Source organism: Candidatus Aquicultor sp., assembly GCA_036504445.1.
Classification (GTDB): Bacteria; Actinomycetota; Aquicultoria; order Aquicultorales; family Aquicultoraceae; genus DASXVE01.
Genome location: DASXVE010000006.1, coordinates 64,406 through 70,886 on the forward strand (window position 1 = coordinate 64,406; position 6,481 = coordinate 70,886).

Annotated in this window: 7 protein-coding genes and 1 pseudogene; 3 read left to right on the plus strand and 5 right to left on the minus strand. The window is 47.6% G+C overall.

All coding sequences use genetic code 11. The annotated features are described in order from the left end of the window. Positions 1 to 55: 55 nt before the first annotated feature. Together VGK02_00810 and VGK02_00815 are read right to left on the minus strand one after the other, a co-directional pair. Entirely contained in the window at positions 56 to 1,336 is a 1,281-nt protein-coding gene (locus tag VGK02_00810; GenBank protein ID HEY3373591.1) for a DUF1015 domain-containing protein, read from the minus strand. 213 nt (positions 1,337 to 1,549) lie between these two features. Continuing rightward, entirely contained in the window at positions 1,550 to 2,164 is a 615-nt protein-coding gene (locus VGK02_00815; protein HEY3373592.1) for a hypothetical protein, read from the minus strand. A gap of 596 nt (positions 2,165 to 2,760) precedes the next feature. On the opposite strand from VGK02_00815, the gene VGK02_00820 reads away from it, so the two are divergent. Together VGK02_00820 and VGK02_00825 are read left to right on the plus strand one after the other, a co-directional pair. Beyond that, positions 2,761 to 3,183, plus strand: coding sequence for a SprT-like domain-containing protein (locus tag VGK02_00820; GenBank protein HEY3373593.1), 423 nt, complete (start codon positions 2,761 to 2,763; stop codon positions 3,181 to 3,183). Between the two features lie 104 nt (positions 3,184 to 3,287). Next, entirely contained in the window at positions 3,288 to 4,511 is a 1,224-nt protein-coding gene (locus VGK02_00825) for a methionine adenosyltransferase (protein HEY3373594.1), read from the plus strand. Here the strand turns inward: VGK02_00825 and VGK02_00830 are convergent. Both VGK02_00830 and VGK02_00835 read right to left on the minus strand, forming a co-directional pair. Next, on the minus strand, positions 4,508 to 4,639 hold the full coding sequence (locus VGK02_00830; GenBank protein ID HEY3373595.1) for a hypothetical protein: 132 nt from the start codon (positions 4,637 to 4,639) through the stop codon (positions 4,508 to 4,510). The genes VGK02_00825 and VGK02_00830 overlap by 4 nt on opposite strands. A gap of 221 nt (positions 4,640 to 4,860) precedes the next feature. After that, positions 4,861 to 5,460, minus strand: a complete 600-nt coding sequence (locus VGK02_00835; GenBank protein ID HEY3373596.1) for a protein-S-isoprenylcysteine O-methyltransferase — start codon at positions 5,458 to 5,460, stop codon at positions 4,861 to 4,863. Between the two features lie 195 nt (positions 5,461 to 5,655). Between VGK02_00835 and VGK02_00840 the strand changes: the two genes are divergently transcribed. Further along, positions 5,656 to 5,805 (plus strand): hypothetical protein, encoded by a 150-nt coding sequence (locus tag VGK02_00840; protein HEY3373597.1) that lies wholly within the window; start codon positions 5,656 to 5,658, stop codon positions 5,803 to 5,805. A gap of 527 nt (positions 5,806 to 6,332) precedes the next feature. Here VGK02_00840 and VGK02_00845 read toward each other — a convergent pair. After that, a pseudogene (locus tag VGK02_00845) lies at positions 6,333 to 6,481 on the minus strand (IS256 family transposase).

A 6,481-nucleotide genomic window follows, 5' to 3' on the forward strand; every position in this document is an offset into this window, starting at 1 on the left:
ACAAATAGGCCGGTAATTACCGGCCTATTTGTACTTTATCTACACTTTTTATCTTTTATAAATCGAGCCTATTAAATACAAGACCTGAAAGAAGCTTAGGATAGAAATACGTCGATTTTTGCGGCATGATTTCGCCTTGCTCGGCGATTGCCCGGACACTACCGACTTTAGTCGGGTTAAGCAAGAACGCCATTTGGTAAGCGCCTGTTGCAACAAGATCGACCGCTTCTTGTTCGTTTGTCGTGAATTTAATGCTGTTTTCGATATTGGTACCGCCAAAACCCAGAACGCGGTTTATGATTACCTGGTGAAGAATGGTTACATCGAGCAACTTCCAAGCCCGTGATTGTCCTTCATCTAAGAGCTCGACCAAGGCATCTTCATCCTTAACGGTGAGTAGGAAGTATGATCCGTTCCCCAGATACATACCGATTGCATGCTTTTCCGCATTTTCGACAAGCCCTTCCATGACCTGCTTGATTGAATGCATCTTGGTGATATCAAACACGTAATTCAGGTTTTCCTGCAGTTTGTCATGGTTGATCTTCGGCATGTTCTTCAGCGTTCTGTGTGTGGGCAATACGGTAAGCCCTTCGCTATCCATATTAACGAACATCATCATGGTGTAGTCAAGCGATGCTTCGCCGGAGAAATCGCCGGTTGCTTGCCGCATTTCGTTGCGGAAGTTGAGCGCTGTTTCGTATCTATGATGGCCGTCTGCAATAAAGAGCGGCTTATCGTTCATGAGCACTGTGATCTGAGCTATTGCTTGCTCGTCGGTCAACATCCAGAGACGGTGGTTTATTCCGTCAATTTCAATATCGATTCGCGGGTCGCCTTTAGTGTGTTCCAGAAGAATATCGTCAACGCTCAGGCTTGGATCTGAAAAGAGGCTAAATATTTGGCTGAAGTTGGTTCTGCAAGCCCTCAAAAGGCGGAGCCTGTCAGCCTTCGGCCCTTTGAGCGTCTTCTCATGTGCTTTAATCTTGCCGGTTGAGAAATCCTCGATTTTCGCGAGCGCAATAAAACCGATCCGTTTCTTGCGGATGCCTTTGAAATCGTACTCCTGCTCGTAAATATAGATTGCCGGCTCGACATCACGTACCAGCACGCCTTTTTCGAGCCACTCATGATAGATGCTACACGCCTGGCTGTATTTGTTGTTTGTTGTCCCTTGCGGAAGGATAAGGCGAACGACATTGAACTTACTCTTTTGGAGCAGCTCCCTTTGATCGTTCTCGCTTATTACGTCGTAAGGTGGGGCAACGATATCAGAAAAATCGCCTATAATACCTTTGTTATAGAATATGCCCTTGAAAGTTTTAATCTCTGCCAATATTCTTCCTCTTTGCATAGCGTCTTACCTAATAATGTGACTATCTTCAATATACTAAGTAACTGGCTTAGTTAATGCAAGCATTCAGCGGATGCTGGTAACGGGAATCGAGACAGGATAGAAGAGTCCGGCGGCTGTCAGGCCACACCCTGGCAAGCAAGAGAAGCCGGTTGGTCGGCTATAAATATCGGCAGTGCCGTGGCTGACCGTCGTCTAGACGGCTTTTTTCTGCTGCTTTGTTTGCCTAGAGCTGCCGTTTGCATCTAGCTTGGCAACTGTTGAGGGTTTGGCGCGATTTGATTTAGCCGGTTCATTCTCGCGCTGCTTTTTTGGCATCGGTTTTGTGACGTTTAGTGCGAGGTCGAGCCGGTCCACATATCCCTCACCATACCTGCCGCCAAGCATGCTGCCGACTAGGGCGAACACGACCCCTGCAAATATTCTAAAGCCGAAAGGCGCGATAGCCCGAGTTGCGGGGCCGATGAGGTCAAAACCTAGTCTTCGTTCTACAATAGCGATGAATAGAACGGCAAACGACATGGTTACTATGGTTGTTAAAACCAACATACCGCCGTTTACCGAACCGGCGAACGCAGCCATTCTACCGGTAACATAGCCGCCGGCAAAAAATGCGATAAATACCGACAGGAAAATGATTAGGCTGAGGAATAGGCTCGACGGAGCATGGATGCCTCCGGATGGGTTCGCAAAATCGAAACCCGTTGCGATAAGCCCTGCAACTATTGTAGCCGCTGCTAAAAGTATGATAAAAAGGCTTGTAATCCATCCAACAAATATAGCGCCGATTCTAATTTGAGATATAGGCATTGTGTCCTCCATGTCGATCCAGCGTCATCAACCTTCGTAGGTGCCTGGCGATTTATTATTAATGTTCCCCCCGCGGCATCAACCAAAACGGTGTTTATATCAAATATGATAATATTGATCTTTAGTACAGTATGCGCCGGTGAAGCATAGCGTGCGGCGTTGCAGGAAGCGTCTGCCAAGAGGAAGCAATATGTCATATATTTATCAAGAAAACGAGCGCGCAAAAAATTTTCTTGAAAGGAAAGTACTGGAATATATTACGGTACGCTATTTCGGTTCTTAGAGTTGAAAGGCGTAGTACTGAAGTGCAAGCAAGACGCCTGAACCCAAAATTGCCGCTCAAAAAAAAGCGCTTGCTGTTGCAATAGCGCCCTATTTTTAGTCATTCTATATAGTATCGGAACATGTAGGCATAGTCCGATATGTTGCGTGATCGCTAGAAAAGTACGCGTCCTTTACGCAAGTAAGATTATCGACGGTCTCGGCTTGGGGTGAAAGGAGGGAGCCGTATTCCCATTTACGAAGTGGATGCAAATTCGCTGAAATGTTGTAATGTAGGAGCTTCACTTTAGTACAAATTAGTGCGGAGGATAACAATGCGGGACGACCAATGGCTAAGAGACAAACTAGACACAGTATGGTCGGAATACTTTCAAGATGTTCCAAAGACCGATAACGTTATTATTCATTTTAGTAAGAAATGCAGAAACAGACTTGGCTCTATCCGCTTGGTAAACAACACGTATAGCGAGATACGAATCAACGGACACCTAAAAGACAAGGACATCCCCGATTTTGTTTGCGAGGCCGTTGTTGCACACGAGCTAACGCATTATGTGCACGGTTTTGGATCGAGCAGACCGCAGCTCTACCGATATCCGCACAGGGGTGGGATTGTTGCATGCGAGATGATTCGCCGCGGTCTTGGCGAGAAACACTACGCCGCCAAAGATTGGATTAACACGAACTGGATCGGGTTTTACGACGAGAAGAATTCGTCCGCGGTTGAGGAATCGTAAAGAATCATACTAACGCCGTTAACGCTTGGGAATAAATGTGACAATGCACGTGATTGCCGGTCATTATCGGCTGGTGCATAGTCACGACCAGGTTTGGAGGCGTAGTGAAACAACAGCGAAATATCGTGATAGATAATCTTGCCGGGCGAACGGTACCTGAGCACGAGGTTGAGATTGTCGAGCGCAAAGGAATCGGGCACCCCGATTCGATATGCGATGCGATTATGGAGGACATCTCGGTTGCGCTCAGCAAGGAATATTTAAGCCGGTTCGGGCGTATACTTCACCATAACGTCGATAAGGGGCTTTTGATTGCCGGTGAGGTCGAACGCAAACTTGGCGGCGGTATGGTAATCGAGCCGATGAAGCTGGTCATTGGGGATCGGGCGACGTTTGAATATAACGGGGTTCGCATTCCGGTCGAGCACATTGCGCGGGATACGGCCAACAAATGGCTCCGCGATAGCCTGCGCTTTATTAACCCTGAGCGGGACGCGGTAATTGATGTCGAGCTGAGGCCCGGTTCGCCCGAGCTGACCGATATATTCGACCGTGAAACCGCCACCCATCAGGCAAATGACACGTCGGCGGCCGTCGGATACGCCCCTTTTTCCCCAACAGAGCAAATGGTGCTCGCCACCGAAACTTACTTGAATTCTTCCGGTTTCAAGGAAGAATTTCCCGTTTCAGGAGAAGATATCAAGGTGATGGGGTATCGCACCGGTGCTCGCCTCCAGCTAACCGTTGCAATGCCGCTTGTTGACAGATTTATCGATAGCGTAGACGCATATTTTACCTATAAACAGGATATCCTCGAACATATTAGCGGATATGTAAACGGCGCTAAACAGCCGGGCTTGGACACCGTGGATGTGTACCTCAATACTTTGGATGATCGCAATCGCGGGATGGCAGGCATGTATCTCAGCGTTACCGGCACGTCGGCTGAAGACGCCGACTCGGGCGAAGTCGGCCGGGGCAACAGGGTGAACGGTGTCATCGCGCTTAATCGCCCGATGGGAACCGAAGCGGCCGCAGGCAAGAACCCCGTAAGCCATGTCGGCAAGATTTACACTATCCTCAGCCACCGTATTGCCGGTGAAGTATATAACGCGGTCGACGGCATTAAGGAGATATATATCTGGCTCTGCAGCCAAATAGGGCAGCCAATCGATCAGCCGAAGATAGCTTCCGCCCAGGTGATTCTGGAGGAAGGCGTCACCATCGAGCATGTCGAGCCGCTTATCCGCGAAGTCATCGATTTGGAACTCGCAAACGTCACCGCGTTTACCATGGAGCTTGCGAGGGGAGCCTATAGGGTATATTAAGCGATTTTTTTGCGCATCATGGCGTGTTCGCGAGCTATGTCGTTTTGTTTCTTACCCCTACTAGCAATCTGGCCCACAACGTATGCACCGAGGGCTACAAGTAATGCCTGGCGTATTCTGTGTCGCATTCTACATCATCCTTTTTTATACAGACTTACATTTCAACAATGGCAGCAAAAACGTTGTTCTATCTTTACCCGCACAACGTTATTGATATCCGCATCTTTTTGATGCTTTTCGTTTTGCGTTGGTGCTGGCATCTTGATTCTCCAGTAACTGGAGGGTGTATTCGTACAGCAGAACAAAGCGCATATACTGCTTATCGATGCATTGTGCCAGTTACCTTGGCTTAAGAAGTTTTTATAGCCTTGAGAAGCGAGGGGATAACTCTACCTGTCTTTTTAATATAGTTTGTATACGATTCACCAAATTGCTCAAGCATCATTTGCTCTTCATGCGGAATCCGGTAGAAGTAAAATGGCGCAAAGGTGATGAGCGTAGCCGGGCCGACGATCCAGTTTTGTAGGATGAAAACCTGTGCGATACCCCAAACCCAGTGCGCCCCGTACATGGGATGGCGGATATAGCGATAAACCCCATTAGTAACCAGCGAATGTTCTTCACGAATACGAAGCTCAGGCGACCAATTCTTACCGAGATCAGCGTGCGATTTCCAGAGCAGCCACAATCCCGCGATAAATATCGCCATACCGAGGAGGCCCATCCAAACCGGAAGTTTGTAGTCGGCAAAATTGAAAAGCGGTGTTACCAGGTAGATCGCCGGCAAGATGATCATTCCGAAGAGCTGGAAGAATACCAGGAATATGTCTAGTTTCGTCTCGTGCTTCGATTCGGCTTTGCTCTGTTTCGATTGTTTACGCATTGTAGAACGTATAAATGAGCCCGCTACCAGGCCAATTGCGTAGAAGAATTTTAAGTAAAGTGTCATTGTTTTAGCTCCGTTTAGGAAATTCGATGAGCCAATCCGGCTCAAAGGGCATTTTATTGATTATTGTATGCTATCGAACGTGCTGTGGTAAATCAAAGCTCGGCATAAGACCAGACTTTTTAGTTTACTAATTGCTCCTACGTGTTTATCTTAACTTACTCTCTTACTGTTAAAGCGGAAGGTGGGTTTGTCGGGATGGAGACGAGCACGAATCCGTTTGGCGCCAACGTCACCGCTCCCGCTCCGGACCTATCGAAGATTGAGAAAGTCATCGCGTTTAATGCCGTCACCTATATGGCACCGGCGATCAATATAAAGCTGCAAAATTATACGGTGTCTCCGTAAGATAACACCGTATAATGTAATAATACTGCATTTTAATGTTCTTAACCGCCTACCCTAGGCGATTCTTCTCTGAACCATCGACTGCATGCTCATTGATAGCTCTGATGTTCAGCCGCTTGCGCTTTTTAATGCGTTGAATATTCAGCCATCCCTGAGCACTTCGTCGTCAGTGTTAAACTGCATTCAGCGGTCCACTTGATTGATCGCTTCCTGACAGTTCATACGAGCCTTATTCCAGTGCTCCTCATTCATCATTGTCTACACCTCCTTGCAAAAGGCGATTACACCGTTTATTCCCGCAGCTCAGAGCACAATAACATCAGATAATCTAATGTGAACCATAAGCGGCGGGTGAAGGATCGTAGAGCAACCGTCAAGTAAAAGGTAAACGAGAATTTGCATTACGTATATGAATAGGTGCGCGAGGATACTAGAAGGCAAGCAGAAAAGAGCTATTGTCAAATGTTGTGGATAGCATCCTAAGCCACAACCCTTCCTTCTAGCTTCACAAGTTCAATCCCGTCTTTAAAAACAGCGCCCTCCCGTACTTTTGCGACCAAATGCGGTGCCCTAATACGGTACCATCGCTTCTCGGCAGATTCGAGCAACTTAAACGCCATAGTAAGCCCGGCCTCTCGGGAGCCGGCTCCTTTGGTGACTCTCGTTCTTAGCTTCA

What these genes read in the sequence shown, in the direction of transcription:
- VGK02_00840 (HEY3373597.1), top strand. Translation starts at nt 5,656, where the DNA reads ATGGAGACGAGCACGAATCCGTTTGGCGCCAACGTCACCGCTCCCGCT.
- VGK02_00830 (HEY3373595.1), bottom strand. Translation starts at nt 4,639, where the DNA reads ATGCGACACAGAATACGCCAGGCATTACTTGTAGCCCTCGGTGCATAC.
- VGK02_00815 (HEY3373592.1), bottom strand. Translation starts at nt 2,164, where the DNA reads ATGCCTATATCTCAAATTAGAATCGGCGCTATATTTGTTGGATGGATT.
- VGK02_00820 (HEY3373593.1), top strand. Translation starts at nt 2,761, where the DNA reads ATGCGGGACGACCAATGGCTAAGAGACAAACTAGACACAGTATGGTCG.
- VGK02_00835 (HEY3373596.1), bottom strand. Translation starts at nt 5,460, where the DNA reads ATGACACTTTACTTAAAATTCTTCTACGCAATTGGCCTGGTAGCGGGC.